General features: G+C 63.1%; 11 protein-coding genes and 1 tRNA gene. 4 read left to right on the top strand and 8 right to left on the bottom strand.

Annotation, left to right across the window (positions count from 1 at the left end):
* Positions 1-39: 39 nt before the first annotated feature.
* Together GTZ99_RS10385 and GTZ99_RS10380 are read right to left on the bottom strand one after the other, a co-directional pair.
* On the bottom strand, positions 40-1,569 hold the full coding sequence (locus tag GTZ99_RS10385; RefSeq protein WP_161718611.1) for an aldehyde dehydrogenase (NADP(+)): 1,530 nt from the start codon (positions 1,567-1,569) through the stop codon (positions 40-42).
* Between the two features lie 78 nt (positions 1,570-1,647).
* Entirely contained in the window at positions 1,648-2,988 is a 1,341-nt protein-coding gene (locus tag GTZ99_RS10380; RefSeq protein WP_161718609.1) for a sugar MFS transporter, read from the bottom strand.
* A gap of 197 nt (positions 2,989-3,185) precedes the next feature.
* On the opposite strand from GTZ99_RS10380, the gene GTZ99_RS10375 reads away from it, so the two are divergent.
* Together GTZ99_RS10375 and GTZ99_RS10370 are read left to right on the top strand one after the other, a co-directional pair.
* Complete coding sequence (locus tag GTZ99_RS10375; RefSeq protein WP_406818595.1) at positions 3,186-4,277, top strand: aldose epimerase family protein; 1,092 nt, start codon at positions 3,186-3,188, stop codon at positions 4,275-4,277.
* A 9-nt stretch (positions 4,278-4,286) separates the two neighbouring features.
* Positions 4,287-6,077, top strand: coding sequence for an IlvD/Edd family dehydratase (locus tag GTZ99_RS10370; protein WP_161718605.1), 1,791 nt, complete (start codon positions 4,287-4,289; stop codon positions 6,075-6,077).
* A gap of 15 nt (positions 6,078-6,092) precedes the next feature.
* Here the strand turns inward: GTZ99_RS10370 and GTZ99_RS10365 are convergent, their stop codons facing one another.
* The gene (locus tag GTZ99_RS10365) at positions 6,093-6,830 is read right to left on the bottom strand and encodes a FadR/GntR family transcriptional regulator (protein WP_161718603.1); all 738 of its coding nucleotides are present in this window, start codon (positions 6,828-6,830) and stop codon (positions 6,093-6,095) included.
* A 112-nt stretch (positions 6,831-6,942) separates the two neighbouring features.
* Positions 6,943-9,015 carry a beta-galactosidase gene (locus tag GTZ99_RS10360; protein ID WP_227711260.1) on the bottom strand — a complete coding sequence of 691 codons (2,073 nt, stop codon included), beginning with the start codon at positions 9,013-9,015 and terminating at the stop codon, positions 6,943-6,945.
* 352 nt (positions 9,016-9,367) lie between these two features.
* On the opposite strand from GTZ99_RS10360, the gene GTZ99_RS10355 reads away from it, so the two are divergent.
* Together GTZ99_RS10355 and GTZ99_RS10350 are read left to right on the top strand one after the other, a co-directional pair.
* Positions 9,368-11,614: a TonB-dependent receptor gene (locus GTZ99_RS10355; RefSeq protein ID WP_227711259.1), complete on the top strand. Its 2,247-nt coding sequence runs from the start codon at positions 9,368-9,370 to the stop codon at positions 11,612-11,614.
* Between the two features lie 154 nt (positions 11,615-11,768).
* Positions 11,769-13,361: an alpha-N-arabinofuranosidase gene (locus GTZ99_RS10350; RefSeq protein ID WP_161718599.1), complete on the top strand. Its 1,593-nt coding sequence runs from the start codon at positions 11,769-11,771 to the stop codon at positions 13,359-13,361.
* 235 nt (positions 13,362-13,596) lie between these two features.
* On the opposite strand, the gene GTZ99_RS10345 is transcribed toward GTZ99_RS10350, so the two are convergent.
* The 4 genes from GTZ99_RS10345 to GTZ99_RS10330 all read right to left on the bottom strand — a co-directional run bounded on the left by GTZ99_RS10345 (position 13,597) and on the right by GTZ99_RS10330 (position 16,504).
* Positions 13,597-13,670: transfer RNA gene (locus tag GTZ99_RS10345), tRNA-Gly, on the bottom strand.
* 78 nt (positions 13,671-13,748) lie between these two features.
* On the bottom strand, positions 13,749-14,285 hold the full coding sequence (locus GTZ99_RS10340; RefSeq protein ID WP_161719187.1) for an adenine phosphoribosyltransferase: 537 nt from the start codon (positions 14,283-14,285) through the stop codon (positions 13,749-13,751).
* A 93-nt stretch (positions 14,286-14,378) separates the two neighbouring features.
* The gene (locus tag GTZ99_RS10335) at positions 14,379-15,197 is read right to left on the bottom strand and encodes a cytochrome c1 (RefSeq protein WP_161718597.1); all 819 of its coding nucleotides are present in this window, start codon (positions 15,195-15,197) and stop codon (positions 14,379-14,381) included.
* 26 nt (positions 15,198-15,223) lie between these two features.
* On the bottom strand, positions 15,224-16,504 hold the full coding sequence (locus GTZ99_RS10330; protein WP_161718595.1) for a cytochrome b: 1,281 nt from the start codon (positions 16,502-16,504) through the stop codon (positions 15,224-15,226).
* Between the last annotated feature and the right edge of the window lie 11 nt (positions 16,505-16,515).

The raw sequence follows: 16,515 nt of genomic DNA, 5'->3' as shown, positions 1-16,515 counted from the left end.
TGCCCCCACGTCACAACGTGAGGGCCCATCAACAAAAAGTCAGGCCAGGCGCAACACGCCATCGATCAGGCGCGGCGCACCATCCCCACGCGCATCATCGCGCAGTTCGGGCGGCAACAGCGCGGGCGCGATGTTCTGATAGCAAACCGGCCGCAGGAAGCGCTCAATCGCCAGACTGCCAACCGAGGTGCTGCGCGGATCGGTGGTGGCCGGGTAAGGCCCGCCATGCACCATCGCGTGGCACACCTCGACCCCGGTGGGCCAGCCATTGGCCAGAATGCGGCCAACCTTGCGCTCCAGCACCGGCAGAACGCGCGCGGCCAGATCGCCGTCCGCCTCGTCCAGATGCAAGGTGGCGGTCAATTGCCCCTCCAGCCCGCGCAGCACGGTCAGCAATTCCGCTTCGTCGGCGCAGCGCACCAGCAACGAGGACGCCCCGAACACTTCATGCGCCAGCGCCGGATTGGCCAAAAAGGCCGCCGCCGTGGTTTGGAACAGCGCGGCGCCACAGCTGGTCGCTTCGCCCGGCGCGCCAGCGGCCAGTTGCGTCACGCCCGACGCAGCCGCCAAATCCGCAACACCGTCACGATAGGCCGCGCCAATGCCGGCCGTCAGCATGACCTGCGCAGGCGCTTGCGCGACAGCCTCTGCTGCTGCGGCGACAAATGCGTCCAGCCCCTCGCCCTCGATCGCCAGCAACAGGCCGGGGTTGGTGCAAAACTGCCCCGCCCCCATCGTCAGCGACCCGGCAAACGCCGTGCCCAATGCCGCGCCACGCGCCTGCAAGGCGGCCGGCATCAACAGCACCGGATTGATACTGCTCATTTCGGCATAGACCGGAATCGGCACGGGGCGCGATGCCGCCAGCGCCGCCAAGGCCAAACCACCCGCGCGCGAACCGGTAAAGCCCACCGCCGCAATGCGTGGATCACGTACCAATGCCGCGCCCAGTTCCTGCGAAGGTCCAACCAAATGGCCAAACACCCCTGCGGGCAGGCCACAGGCAGCCACCGCGCGGGCAATGGCGGCGGCGACCAGCGCGCCGGTTTCGGGATGGGCCGGGTGCCCCTTGACCACCACCGGACAGCCCGCCGCCAGCGCCGAGGCCGTGTCGCCACCCGCCGTCGAGAAAGCCAGCGGGAAGTTGGACGCGCCAAACACCGCCACCGGCCCGACCGGAATCATCCGCATCCGCAAATCGGGACGCGGCAAAGGCGCGCGATCGGGCATCGCGGGATCAATGCGGATGCCCTGCCACGCGCCATCGCGCAACACCTGCGCAAACAGGCGCAACTGGCCCATGGTGCGGCCACGCTCGCCCTCCAGACGGGCACGCGGCAGACCGCTTTCACGGCAGGCGGCAACGATCAGGTCATCGCCAATCGCCAGAATCTCGTCCGCGATCGCCTCCAGAAAGGCGGCGCGGGCGTGGCGGTCAGTGGCGCGATAGGCATCAAAGGCGGCGTCTGCGGCGGCGCAGGCGGCCTCGACCTGCGCCACGCCATCAACGGCCAGAACCGGACCGGACGGCGCGCCCGTCGCGGCGTCGATCGAACGAAATTCAGTCATCGCAAAACTCCAGTCATGCGGGCAGACGTGAGGGCAGTGCCATCGCACCCGCGCCCACGCCTTTAGTCCGAGTAGAAATCAGAGCCCGGCCGCGTCGGCATCAGGCAAGGCATGCGTGGGACGCGAACCCCACAGCGCATAGAACACCACATAGAGCTCGCAAACGGCGGTCAGGATGAAGGACGCCTGCAATCCGTAGTGATCCGCCAAATAGCCCTGCACCGCGACCAGCGCGCCGCCTGCGATCGCCATGATCAACAGGCCCGAACCTTCTTCGGTCAAGGCGCCCAGCCCGCGAATGCCCAGCGTGAAGATGGTCGGGAACATGATCGAATGGAACAGGCCCACCGCAATCAGCGCCCACATCGCCACAGGTCCGCTGCTGACCACGGTGATCACCATCACCACAAAGGCGCCCAGCGCAAAGACCGCCAGCACAATCCCGGCATCCACCTTTTGCATCACGGCCGAGCCGATGAAGCGGCCCACCATCATCCCGCCCCACAACAGCGTCAGATAGCGCCCAGCCTGTTCCGTCGTCATCGCGCCGACATCGGGCCGGCTGACAAAATTGACGAACAGATTGCCCACCCCGATTTCGGCGATCAAATAGATGAAGATCGCCGGCACGCCCCAGACCAGATTGCGGTGTTGCCACAAGGGGTGGTTCCAGAACCGCTGGAAAGCCGACCCCACCGGGGCCTCAACCGAACGCACACGTCGGGCCGCAGCGCCCATCGCCGGCAGCGGAAAACGCGCAATAACAACCGCCAACACCACCAGCACCGCCGCCACAAGCAGATAGGGCAACATCACGGACTGCGCATCGGCCAGACGTTCGGCCGGGGTCAGGACGGTGCCAGCCGTGGCCGTGCCACCCTTGGTCCGGCCCAGAATCAGCCAGGCGCCAAACATCGGCGCCAGCATCGTTCCGGCCGAATTCATCGCCTGCACCAGATTCAACCGCGAAGAGGCCGTCTCGGGCTTGCCGATCACGGCCACATAGGGATTGGCCGCGACCTGCAACAAGGTGATGCCGCTGGCGATCACAAACAGCATGATCAGCGTAATACCATAGGACGGGATCGAGGCGGCCAAGACCATCCCCAGCGCGCCCGCCGCCATGATCAACAGCCCGGTCACCAGCGATTTCTGGTAACCGATCCGCTCGATCAGCTTGGCCGCCGGGATCGAGGCGAAGAAATAGGCGATGAACCAGACCGATTCAATCAGCGCCGCCTGAAAATAGCTAAGATCAAACACGCTGCGCAGATGTGGCAACAGCGTGCCATTGATCACCGTGATAAAGCCCCACATGAAAAACAGCGTCGCCAACAGTGACAAGGCCGACCCATAACGCGCCGTTTGGCCATGGGCGTTATCGATCTGGGCTGCGGTGCCGGATGTGACGGGGGGCATGCGGTTCCTCTCTGATAGCGGGGCAAGACTAGCCATCTGCGATGGGCAGGCATAGCGGCTTGCGCTTGCTTTAATTGTCGGACTATAGTGAGGGTGCGGTCGCGTCAATGGCCGATACCGACCGGGAGAGGTTCGCAATGCAATTTTCTGTCATCAGGTCCAGCCATCTGGCCTGCGCAGCCTTCATCGCACTGACCATGACGGCGCCCGCCCATGCGGCCTCGGCACAGCGTGAAAACGCGGGAAAACTGGGCGATGGCAGCGCGGTGGAAGCCATCACCCTGCGCGCCGCCAACGGCGTTTCGGCCCGTATCCTGACCTATGGCGCGACGCTGCAATCGCTGATCGCGCCCGACCGGCATGGGCGGCGCGCCGATGTCATTCTGGGCTATGACGACCTAGCCTCCTATGTTGATCACCCCAACTATTTCGGGGTGACGGTGGGTCGCTATGCCAATCGGATCGCCAATGGCCGCTTTGCGCTGGACGGGGTGACCTATCAATTGCCGCAGAACAACAATGGCCAATCGCTGCATGGCGGCGGCCGTGGCTTTGACAAGGCGCTGTGGCGGGTGGTCGCGGTCAAGTCAGGCCCGGTGGCAAAGGTGGTGCTGGCCCACGTCAGCCCGGATGGCGATTCGGGCTATCCCGGCACGCTGACCACCACGGTCACCTATACGCTGGATGAAAAGGGCAATCTGGGCATTCTGTTCGAAGCCTCCAGCGACAAGCCCACGATCGTCAACATGACCAATCACGCGCTGTTCAACATGGCGGGCGAAGGCAGCGCGGGCGGCGCGATGGACAACCGCCTGACGATCCCGGCACGCGCCTATACGCCGGTGACGGCCACGCTGATCCCGACCGGAGAACTGCGCCCTGTGGCCGGCTCGGCCTTTGATTTCCGCAAGGCGCGCCGGTTGAATGACGCGCTGCGCGATGGGCGGGACGCGCAAATCGTTGTCGGGCGCGGATATGACCACAATTACGCGCTGGACAAAGGCGTCACGCCCACGCCCCAACTGGCCGCGCGGCTGACCGATCCCGCCTCTGGCCGTGTGCTGGAGGTGCTGTCGACCGAGCCCGGCCTGCAATTCTATTCCGGCAATTTTCTGGATGGCACGCTGATTGGCAAGCATGGCCATCTCTATCGCATGGGCGATGGCATCGCGCTGGAACCGCAAAAGTTTCCCGATGCCCCCAACCAGCCCGGCTTTGTTTCGGCCCGGATCGATCCGGGCAAACCCTATCGGCACGCGATGATCTATCGCCTGTCCGTCTCGCAGTAAGAAAGCGTCATGACCGAAAAACCCAAACTCCGCAGCCGCGCCTGGTTCGACAATCCCGACAATATCGACATGACCTCGCTCTATCTGGAGCGCTATCTGAATTTCGGGATCAGTCTGGAAGAGCTGCGTTCTGGCCGCCCGATCATTGGCATCGCCCAGACCGGCAGCGACCTGTCGCCGTGCAACCGCCACCATCTGGTGCTGGCCGAACGCCTGCGCGAGGGCATCCGCGAAATGGGCGGGATCGCGCTGGAATTTCCGGTGCATCCGATCCAGGAAACGGGCAAGCGCCCCACCGCTGGCCTCGACCGCAATCTGGCCTATCTGGGGCTGGTCGAGGCGATCTTTGGCTATCCGCTGGATGGCGTGGTGCTGACGACGGGCTGTGACAAGACCACGCCCGCCCTGCTGATGGCGGCGGCCACGGTGAACATTCCCGCGATCGCGCTGTCGGTCGGGCCAATGCTGAACGGTTGGCACAAGGGCGAGCGCACCGGCAGCGGCACCATCGTGTGGAAGGGCCGCCAGATGCTGGCTGCGGGCGAAATCGACGACGAAGGCTTCATCAAGCTGGTCGCCTCCAGCGCGCCCAGCACGGGCTATTGCAACACGATGGGCACGGCCTCGACGATGAACAGCCTTGCCGAGGCATTGGGCATGATGCTGCCCGGCAGCGCCGCAATCCCCGCGCCCTATCGCGACCGGCAGGAATGCGCCTATCACACCGGGCGGCGCATCGTGGAAATGGTCCATGAGGATCTCAAGCCCTCGGACATCCTGACGCTGGATGCGTTCCACAATGCGATTGCGGTGAACTCGGCCATCGGGGGCAGCACGAATGCCCCGATCCATCTGGCCGCGATTGCCCGCCATGTCGGCGTCGACCTGCCGTTGCAGGATTGGCAGGATGTGGGCCACAAGATCCCGCTGCTGGTCAATCTGCAACCGGCGGGCGAATATCTGGGCGAAGACTATTACCGCGCTGGCGGTGTGCCGGCGGTGGTCGCGCAATTGATGGGCCAGGGCCTGATCCGCGAAGGCGCGATGACCGTCAATGGCAAGACCATGGGCGAAAACTGTGCCACGGCCACGATCGAGGACGAGAAGGTGATCCGTCCCTTCCACCAGCCGATCAAGGAAGAGGCCGGCTTTCTGGTGCTGACGGGCAATCTGTTTGACGCGGCGATCATGAAGACCAGCGTGATTTCCGAGGAATTCCGCGCCCGTTACCTGTCCAACCCCAACGATCCCGAAGCCTTCGAGGGCCCGGCGGTGGTGTTTGACGGGCCAGAGGATTACCACGCCCGCATCGATGATCCCGCGGTCGGCATCACGCCCGAAACGCTGCTGTTCATGCGTGGGGCTGGCCCGATCGGCTATCCTGGCGCAGCAGAGGTCGTGAATATGCGTCCGCCCGCCTATTTGATCACCGAGGGCGTCTCGGCGCTGCCCTGTGTGGGCGATGGGCGCCAGTCGGGCACCAGCGGCAGCCCCTCGATCCTGAACGCCTCGCCCGAGGCGGCGGCCAATGGTGGGCTGGCGCTGTTGCAAACGGGCGATCGGGTGCGGATCGATCTGCGCCGGGGCACGGTCAATGTCCTGATCAGCGAGGCCGAACTCGACACCCGTCGCAAGGCGCTGATCGAGGCGGGCGGCTATGCCTATCCGGCCAGCCAGACGCCGTGGCAGGAGATCCAGCGCGCGCTGGTCGGGCAGATGAATTCGGGCGCCATTCTGGAAGGCGCGGAAAAATATCAGCGCATCGCCCAGACCATGGGCCTGCCGCGCGACAACCATTAATTCCCGGAAGCAGGCTCAGGCCGGATCGGTCTGGGCCTGCTCCATCAAGGCGGCGGTGTCATCCAGCGCCAGATCCACCAGCACCCGCATCGCGGCGGCCGCGCCATCGCCATCACTGGCCGCGATCGCGTCATACACCCGCACGTGATCGGGGATGGGGTTGCGTGGCAAGGCGCGCGCGCGCTGTTTATATTGGGTAGTCCAATGCACGGCCGCGCCAATGCTGGCCGACAGCACCATCAGGGCCGGATTGCGCGTGGCGCGCAGCACCGCATCGTGAAAGTCGCGGTCGGCCGCGCGGCCCGCATCGGTGGCCAGCGTATGACGGCGCATGGCCGACAAGGCGTCCTTCATGCGGCGCAAATCGTCACGATCCCGTCGCTGCGCGGCAAAACGCGCGGCGGCCGGTTCCACCACCGAACGCAGCTCAAAAATACCCTGTACGAACGCCGGGTCCGGCTCGCCCGCAAAGGCCCATGCCAGCACGTCAGGGTCCAGCAGGTTCCACCTTTCACGCGGCAGAACGCGCGTGCCGGTCTTGGGGCGGCTTTCCACCAGTCCCTTGGCGCTCAACACCTGCATCGCCTCGCGCAAAGCGCCGCGTGACACATCCATCGCCTCGGCAAATTCCACCTCGGTCGACAGGATTGTGCCGGGCGCATAGACGCCCGACACAATATCCGTGCCCAGCCGATGGGCAATTGCGCCCTGCAACCGTCGGCCGGTCCCGCGCGGCGCACGTTTGGGTGTCACGTCCACAGCAAGTGATGGCGCATCAGCCTCGTCCACTAGTGCCACCTACTTGCATGCACGCCCCCTTTTGCCGCGATCCCATCGGGGATCGCCATGCCTGCGCCGCTCTGGATCAATGCCCATCCTCTTCCAGAATGCGCACGCCCCACGCGGTCAGCGCCAGCTTTTGCCCGGCGCCCACCTTTTGCTGGGTCAACAGATCCTGACCAGCCGCTGGCGCGTCATAGATGGCGCTATTGGCCGAATAGTTCAACACATAGCGGACGTTGTGCCCATTGGTCAGTCGCCCTTTGCGCACGATCAACGGATAGCGCACCGTCTCGCCGCTCTCGGCCCCGGCCTGCCGCACCTCCTCTTGCAGCAAAGCGCCCAACACCTCGTCGCTGGGCATGAAGCCGACATAGGTCACCTGACCACGCCCCCACCCATTGCGGGTAATCGCGGCATAGGACGGCCAGGACGGATGCTTGTAGCGCGCGACGACCTGCGCCGTGGTGGGTTCGACAAATTCCATCCACCACCGCACGGCATTGGCCTTTTCGCCGACCTTGAACGGATCGCCATCCAAGGTCACCCCCACAGGCGCGGCAAATTGCTGATAGCGAATGCCCGCGGCGGCCGCGATGCGTCCCGGCTGATCGGCATAGCGCACGGCGGTGTTTTCATCGGCGAAACCGCTTTTGAAGGTATAGAGCACATGCCCGCCCGCCTTGGCGTAATCGTTCAGCCGGTCGATGTCCGCGTTACTGGCCGCGTACAAGGCGGGCACCACCACCAGCTTGTACCGCGACAAATCGGCCGCGTTGTCGGGTGTGATAAAGTCGACCTCGACATTCTGGCGATACAGCGCATCGTAATAGGCGCGCATCACATCGTTGTAACCGATGGCGCGCCCCTCGGCCTGCGGCTTGAAGCTGTCAAAGGCGGTCAGAGCGGTGTTGCTGACATAGATCGCCACCTTGTTCGCTTTGGTCATATTGGCCAGCTTTGGCCCCAGACGCGCCAGATCAGCGCCGATGGTCGCTGCCTCGCGATAGGTGGCGTTGGGCTGAAAATCCTGCGACAACAGCCCCCGCCAATAGGTTTCGGCCGCATGGGCGGTCGTGCCCCAATGCCAATAGGCCACCATATTGGCCCCCGATGCCAGATGCGCATAGGCCTGTAGGCGCAACTGCCCCGGATAGGGCGTCCATTCAGGAAAGCCCTGCGCGGTGGTTTCCATCACCAGATAGTTCTGCCCGCCCTTGATCGATCGGGCCAGATCGCCGCCCATGGCGATTTCGGCGCCGGTCAGCTTGTCCTGCCCCGGATGATAGATATCCACCCCGGCCACATCCAGCGCCCGGGCGGCCTGCCAATGGTTCACATCGGGCTGGACGCCATAGGAATAGCCGCGCCATTCGAAATCGAAATTTTGCGTCAGGAACTGATCCTTGCGGGCATGGGCACGCACCAAATCGGCCTGCCACGCCAGATATTGGCTGACCAGATCGCGCTGAAACGCGGCAAAGGCGCCCGACAGGCTGGCGTTGATCGACCCGTTGGTGGAGGGGAAATCCTCCCAGCGGTTGATCCGGTTGGACCAGTAATTCAGCCCAAAAGCCGCGTTCAGCGCGTTGAGATCGCCTTTGAACCGGCGCTGCATATGGGCAACAAAGGCCGCCTGCACATTCGGGCCGCTGGTGCCATATGCCTTGGTCTCGTTGTCCAGTTGATAGCCGATCACCGCCGGGTGGTCTTTGACATGCGAGACCAGCGCGACGATCGCGCGCTCAGCCGCCTGACGAAAGGCCGGATTGGTGATGTCCATGTTCTGACGGCGGCCATAGGTGTACGGCCCTTGCGGTGTGATCGCCAGCACATCGGGGTGCTGATTGGCCAGCCATGTCGGGATGGCATAGGTGGGTGTGCCGATGATCACCTTGATCCCGGCCTTGTGCATGGCGGCCAACACGCGATCGATATGGTGAAAGTCAAAAACGCCAGGCGCGGTTTCCATCGTGCCCCAGGTGGATTCGGCGATGCGCACCACGGTGATATGGGCCGCCTTCATCATCGCGACGTCCTGCTCCAGCCGGTCGGCGGGAGCATATTCGTCATAATAGGCCGCACCGAACAGGATGCGGTCGGGCAGCGTTGGCGTTACCGCCTGCGTTTTTGCGATGATTGCTGAAGGTATTGACAAAGAAGCCAAAAATACAGCCGACGCGGCCAAGATCCTGCACTGGTTCGACATGGGCACCCTCTTCTTTTTGACAAACTAAAGCTAAAGTACCAGTTTCCGGATTACTCCCAAACCCATCCGCTGGGCCGGCATTTCAGGCATTTAACGCCCATATTTCAGTATATTTCGGCTGACCGAGCCGGAAACCTGTGCCGTTTGCGCAACACTGGCCGAAAAATCAACCTTTAATTAGTCCAACTTTACCCACCTCACATTGACAACGCTGACAGAAAAATGCCACCGGGCCGCCATCACACACGGCGGCATCTCTGCCCGCCAAAGCAACCAGCAAACCTCGATGGAGAGGCATATCATGAAATCACACCTGATGGTGGGAACCGCTGCGGTTCTCGCCTTTATTGCCGCGCCCGCTTTCGCCCAGGAAGCCCCCGCCCAACCCGCCGCCGAGCCGGCCGTCAACAGCGGCGATATCGTCGTTACCGCCACGCGTCAGTCGACCATGCTGTCCAAGACGCCGATCGCCATGACCGCGATCAGCGCCGAAGGCCTGCGCAATTCGGGCGTGCAGGATGCGCGTTCGCTGGCCGCTGTGGTCCCCAACCTGGCGATCACCGAAAATGGCGACGCTGTGCGCATCTCGATCCGCGGCGTGACCAGCACCGATGGCACCGAAAAGGGCGACCCTTCGGCCGCGTTCCTGATGGACGGCATCTACATCGCCCGTCCCGCCGACCAGCAGGGCAGCTTCTTTGACGTCGAGCGCGTCGAAGTGCTGCGTGGTCCGCAAGGCACGCTGTATGGCCGCAACACCACCGCCGGTCTGGTCAACATCATCACCGCCCGCCCCAAGGACAAGTTCGAAGGCTCGTTTGATGCCAAGTATGGCAACTACGATGCAGTCAACCTGACGGGCATGCTGAACTATGGCTTTGGCAATGGTCTGGGCCTGCGCTTTGCGGCCAACTATGACCGCATGGACAGCACCATCACCCAGCCCAGCGGCGCGATCTATGCCACGGGCGCCTATCGCAACGTGTTCTCCAGCCGCCTGTCGTTCGGCGGCGATCTGGGCAAGCTGAAGTTTGTCATCCGCGCCGACTATTCGCAGCAAAAGGGGTCGCTGTTGAATCAGGTCACGCTGGCCAACTTCTACAGCAACATCAACACGATCGGCGTTGACCCGACCTTCTTGAACCGTTCGGCGGCTGACTATGCGGCGCTGGGCTACAAGCTGGCCAACCCCAGCGCGAAGAACAACAAGAACTACGGCATCATGGGCGAATTCAGCTATCCGCTGACCGATCGCGTCGATGTCACCTATGTCGGTTCGTATCGCAAGACCGACCGCGCGGACGTGCGTGAACTGCTGCTGTTCGGCGTGTTGCAGAACCCGGCGGTGTTCAACGGCAAGTTCAAGCAGGTCTCGCAGGAAGTGCGTGTGGCCTTTGGCCGCGGTCTGCCGCTGCATGGCCAGGTCGGCGCCTATTACTTCAACGAGGAAACCACCCTCGAGTACAATCTGGGCAATCCGCTGGCCTCGCTGATCTCGGCCAACGCGATCGGCTATTCCTTCCCGCAGGGCCCGGTCAAGGCGACCTCGAAGGCTGCCTTTGCCCAGCTGACCTATGACGTCACCAGCGAACTGCACCTGACGGGCGGCATCCGCTTTACCCACGACGACAAGAGCCGCGATGGCAAGACGGTGCTGTACTTCCCGACCGCCGCCAGCTCGTATTGCGGCGCCACCACCTGCGTGCTGAACCTGAACGTGGCCGCGCGCTCGTTTGAAAAGGTGACGTGGAAGGTTGGCCTGGACTATGACGTGCCGGGTCTGGGTCTGGCCTATGCCAGCGTCTCGACCGGGTACAAGGCCGGCGGCTTCAACGATGGCTGCATCACCGGTCAGGGCACCGGCTGTGGCCTGAACGAAAGCCAGCTGTACTATGCCCCCGAAACGCTGACCGCGTATGAAGCAGGCATCAAGTTCAAGCTGCTGAACGGCAAGGTGCGTTTCAACGCCTCGCTGTTCCACTATGACTACAGCAACATGCAGCTGAGCCAGGCGATCACCGTCAACAACGCGCCGCAACTGCTGATCCAGAACGCGGGCACGGCAAAGGTCGATGGCGTCGAAACCGACGTGTCGTTCTCGCCCTGGGCCGGTGGTCAGTTCAACGCCTCGCTGAACTACACCAACGCGCGCTACAGCAGCTTCTTCCCCGCGCTGGCATCGGGCCAGAGCCGCAACTTTGCCGGCATGCCGCTGGATCAGGCGCCCAAGTGGACCAGCACGCTGGGCTATACCCACACGCTGCCGCTGGCCAATGGCGCCTCGATCGAAGCGGGCGTCGCGACCAAGCTGTCGAGCGCCTATTACATGCAGGACCTGTCGTATCTGCTGCTGTTCCGTCAGCCCGGTTACACCAAGACCGACCTGAACGTCAGCTACAAGGCGAACGGCAACCGCTGGTACGTTCAGGGCTTTGTGAAGAACATCGAAAACGCGATCACCGTGGCTTCGGCCTCGTCGGGTATCGCGGCAACGGTGACCTTCCAGGAGCCGCGCACCTACGGCATCCGCACCGGCTACAAGTTCTGATGTCCTCCCTGCCGATAATTCCAATGTCGGCATAAATTGACAGGGCGGGTAGAGTGTCGAACACACTTTGCCCGCCCTCTTTTTTTGGCGCCTGCCGCCACGATACCGGGCCAAGCATCAGTCCGGGCGGATGTGGCCAGACGGAGAAAAGCACATGCGTGGATTTGTCTCAGTGATGACCATGGCCGCCCTGCTGGCCACCTCATCAATTGCTTCTGCCCAAACGCCGGTAAGCGCGCCCGCCCCGATCGCGGGTACCATTGCCGTGGACCAACCCGGCCCCGTCCTGTCGCGCCATATTCAGGGACAGTTCGCCGAACATCTGGGCCGTGACATCTATGACGGCATCTGGGTCGGCCCGGACAGCCCCATCCCCAATACGCGCGGTGTGCGCCGCGATGTGGTCGATGCTCTGCGCGCGATCCGCGTGCCGGTGGTGCGCTGGCCCGGCGGCTGCTTTGCCGACATCTACAACTGGCGCGATGGCATCGGCCCGCGCGCCCAGCGTCCCACGCGCAAGAATGACTGGTGGGGCGGGCTGGAAACCAACGCGTTTGGTACGCACGAATTTTTCGATTTTGCCGAACAGATTGGCGCTGACACCTATGTCGCGATCAACATGGCCACTGCCACGCCGGCAGTGATGCGTGACTGGATGAACTACCTCACCTCGCGCGGGGATGACGCCCTGGCGCAGGAACGCCGCGCCAATGGCCGCGCCGCGCCGTTCAAGGTCGATTTTGTCGGCATCGGCAACGAGGCATGGGGCTGTGGCGGCGCCATGACGCCCGAATATTTCGCCAACGAATATCGCAAATTCGCCACGTTCTTTCACAAGAACGGCTCCACCTTCCACATGCACAACGACAATAGCGCTCTGCGGGTGGCCTCTGGCCCCAACAATGGCGATACCGCATGGATGGAAGCCGTGCTGAAGGCCGCTGGCCCGCAGATGGACGCGATCTCGCTGCATTACTACACCGTCTGGCACGGCGATTGGGAACAGCGCAACACCGCCATGGCCACCGGCTTTCCCGATGCCCATTGGAACGAGATCCTGTTCCAGGCCGCACGGATGGAAGACATCCTCAAGGCCCATATCGCCGTGATGGACAAGGCTGACCCGAAAAAGCGGATCGGCCTGTATGTCGATGAATGGGGCACGTGGTACGCCACGGAAAAGGGCACTGAACCGGGCCACCTGTATCAGCAGAACACGCTGCGCGATGCGCTGGTGGCGGCGATCACGCTCAACATTTTCCACGCCCATGCCGATCGCGTACGCATGGCCAATATCGCGCAGGCGGTGAATGTGTTGCAGGCCATGCTGCTGACGGACGGCGCAAAGCTGGCCAAGACGCCGACATATTACACCTTTGCCATGTATCTGCCGTTTCAGGACGCCACCTTCCTGCCGGTGCAGGTCAGCGCTCCCATGCTGAAGGCCGAAAGCGGCAGCTTCCCCGCGTTCAGCGTCAGCGCCGCCAAGGCCAAGGATGGTCGTACGCATGTTGCCGTGGCCAATGCCGACAAGGACCACGGCTATACGCTGGCGCTGGATCTGGGCGCGCTGAAGGCACGCAAGGTGAGCGGGCAGGTTTTGACCGCCGCCAAGCTGGACGCGCACAATGTGCCCGGCACGCCCGAAGCGATCGCGCCTGCCGCCTATACTGGCGGGCGGATCGTCAAAGGCAAACTGGTACTGAACATTCCGGCCAAGGCCGTTGTGGTGGTTGCGCTGGATTGATGTGATGTCCGGGCATGGCCGTGGTGGTACCCGGCCATGCCCGCATCATCTGGCCATGAACCGGGCGCGCAGCCCGATCCACGCTGCGCCCCGCACCGCGATTGGCCCCCACATTGCCCCCCATTGCGGGGCAACTATCGGCGCACATAGGCGCTCACCAGCGACCGAATAGCGCCAAATCATCCTGTTTTCCGGGCTTTGTCCAGACGGTGGTGAACGGTGATGGTCTGGAAATTGGAGCGGGTAGCGGGAATCGAACCCGCATAACTAGCTTGGAAGGCTAGGGCTTTACCACTAAGCTATACCCGCCCGCTTCAGGTTGATGCGCTTGCCACGCGATGCGCCCCTTCGTCAAGGGCGCCCGCGCGGCTTTGCGGCAATTGCGATTTAGTGGCCGGGGAAATCCATGATCGCGGACACGGCAATATCCTGATCGCGCAATTTGTCCGCGCCGCCCAGATCAGGCAAATCAATCACAAACAGCGCATGGCCCACCTGCGCGCCCGCCTGCCGAAGCAATTGCGCCGCCGCCAGCGCCGTGCCGCCCGTGGCGATCAGATCGTCGATGATGACGATATTCTCACCCGCCGTAATCGCGCCCGGGTCTACCTCCAGCGTGTCGGTGCCATATTCCAGCGCATAGTCGATCGCCAGCACTGGTACCGGCAGCTTGCCCGGCTTGCGCACGGGGATGAAGGGAATGCTTAAGCGCGCCGCCGCCGCCGCGCCAAAGATGAAACCGCGTGCTTCCATGCCGGCGATCGCCTGCGCGCCAGCCGCCGCCGCGCGGTCGGCCAGCAGCGCCACGCTGGCGGCAAAGCCCGCGCCATGACCGATCAGCGTGGTGATATCGCGAAAAAGGATACCGGGCTTGGGGAAATCGGGCACGCTGCGCACCAGCGCCTTCAGCTCGTCGGGGGTCATCATCGGGCCTCCATCAAACGCCTTCCGCCAAAAGAGAAAGCCCCCCGCCTCTGTCCGAGGCAGGGGGCTTCGTCAACGCCTTAGCGCGGTCGATCAGTGCTTCTTGTCAGCCCAGACCGTGCGATAGGACATATAGGCCAGAACCATCGCGAACAGCAGGAAGCCCAGCACCGGCCAGCCGGTTTGATTGCGCTTTTCCAGCTTGGGTTCAGCCGTCCACATCAGGAAGGCCGAGACGTCCGCCGACATCTGTTCGACGGTCGGCTTGGTACCGTCCTTGTACGACACCTGACCTTCGCTCACCAGCGGCTGCGGCATGGCGATGTTCAGGTTGGCAAAGTACGGGTTCCAGTTCAGGCCCGCCGGGATCTTGGCATCCGGGAACTGCTTGAGCACTTCGGCCGGCTGCGGCTGATAGCCGGTCAGCAGCGCATAGATGTAGTTCGGGCCACCATGACGCGCCTTGGCGATCAGCGACAGGTCAGGCGGGCTGCCCTGACCGCCGTACACCACGGGCGGGAAGTGGTCCTTGGCAACGCCATCGTGGGTCTTCACCTCACCGGTGGTGGCGTTGTACTCGGGCACCTTGTACTTGGCGGCGATCGCCTTGATCTCGGCCTCGTTATAGCCAATCTCCTTCAGGTCGCGGAAAGCGACATGCTTGAGCGCGTGGCAGGTGGCGCACACCTCGGTGTAGACCTGAAAGCCGCGCTGCAGCTGTTGCTTGTCGAATTTGCCAAAGGCGCCTTCGAAGCTGAAGCCGCCCTCGGGGCCTTCGGCATGCTTGTGATAGACCGATTCCACAGTGGGCTTGGGCGGCTCGGAGACGTAGCTCGACGCCCCCTTGCCGAAGGACCACAGCAGCGCCACCGAGAAGAAGGCGCCTGCGAGAATGGAGAAGATGCGGATCATGGTTTCTCTCTTTCCTCGTCTTGCGCTTATTCAGCCGGGGCCACAGTGGCGGCCTCGTCCTTGCCCAGCACCGCCTCGGTGATCGAGAACGGCAGCGGCAGCGGCTTCTCGATGGCGGACACCACCGGGATCACCACGAAGAAGTGCAGGAAGTAATACATGGCGGCGATCTGCGAGATCATCACATAGGGTTCAGCAGCCGGCGCGCCGCCGCAGTAGCCCAGCACCAGCACGTCGATCACCAGCAGCCAGTAGAACTTCTTGAACGTGGGACGATAGGTCCCCGAACGCACCGGCGACTTGTCCAGCCAAGGCAGCAGGAACCACACCAGGATCGCGCTGAACATCGCCAGCACGCCCATCAGCTTGGCCGGGATGATGAAGAAGTCAGCGGTAAAGGCGCGCAGGATCGCATAGAACGGCCAGAAGTACCATTCGGGCACGATATGCGCGGGCGTGCTCATCGGGTTTGCCGGGATATAGTTGTCCGGGTGGCCCAGCGCGTTGGGCGCAAAGAACACCATGGCAAAATAGAGGAACAGGAACACGGCCAGACCCACGCCATCCTTGGCGGTGTAATAGGGGTGGAACGGCACGGTGTCGCTCTCGGTCTTGACCTCGACGCCGGTGGGGTTCGACGAACCGGGGATATGCAGCGCCCAGATATGCAGGATCACCACGCCCAGAATGACGAACGGCAGCAGGAAGTGCAGCGAGAAGAAGCGGTTGAGCGCGGCCTGATCAGGCGCGAAACCGCCCAGCAGCCAGATCTGCAACGGTTCGCCCACGACCGGGATCGCGCCGAACAGGCCGGTGATGACCTTGGCGCCCCAGAACGACATCTGGCCCCACGGCAGCACATAGCCCATGAAGGCGGTGGCCATCATCAGCAGGAAGATCAGCACGCCCAGCAGCCAGATCATCTCGCGGGGGGCCTTGTACGAGCCGAAATAGAACCCGCGGAAGATATGCGCATAGACCACGACAAAGAACGCCGAGGCGCCGTTGGCGTGCATATAGCGCAGCAACCAGCCCCAGTTCACATCACGCATGATGTGTTCGGTCGAATCGAACGCAACGCCCGTGTTGGCGGCGTAATGCATCGCCAGCACGATGCCGGTGACCAGCTGGATCACCAGACAGAACCCGGCCAGCACGCCAAAGTTCCAGAAATAGTTCAGGTTGCGCGGCACCGGATAGCCGGCACCGATCGCGTTATAGACGAAGCGCGGCAAAGGCAGCTTCTCGTCCAGCCACACCATCGCCGGGTGGCTCGGCGTGTATTCTTTTGCCCAGGGAAAGCTCATGGGATCTTACC

Source organism: Novosphingobium ovatum, assembly GCF_009909235.1.
GTDB lineage: Bacteria > Pseudomonadota > Alphaproteobacteria > Sphingomonadales > Sphingomonadaceae > Novosphingobium > Novosphingobium ovatum.
Note: the sequence above shows the minus strand (reverse complement) of the source record. Positions and strands in the feature narration are given on the sequence as shown.